1 pseudogene is annotated in these 254 nt (G+C 38.6%); it reads right to left on the reverse strand.

The annotated features are described in order from the left end of the window. Window positions 1-252: pseudogene (locus I5349_RS13895) on the reverse strand (molecular chaperone DnaK); the annotation flags it as partial. Between the last annotated feature and the right edge of the window lie 2 nt (window positions 253-254).

Raw genomic sequence — 254 nt, forward strand, 5'->3', positions numbered from 1 at the left:
GTCTTCGTTTAGATTAGCTGCTCTCATGACTACAGTTAACGCGCCGGTTAATTGATCCACTTCGTTTGGGTGATATTTAGCAGCTACTTCTTCCGTATATTCAGTGATATAAAACTGAATACCTCCTTTTTTGGGATCCTTGTCAGCTTTTACTAGCAAGCCTTCCAAGGTTTCTCTATCAAAAAAAATCCAATTTGTCTGATCGATTTTATCCTTGCCTTTTTTGTCTTTAGCAGGCTTACCCTTCTTCACTT

The sequence above is a fragment of the Penaeicola halotolerans genome (assembly GCF_016464625.1).
GTDB classification, from domain to species: Bacteria; Bacteroidota; Bacteroidia; order Cytophagales; family Cyclobacteriaceae; genus Penaeicola; species Penaeicola halotolerans.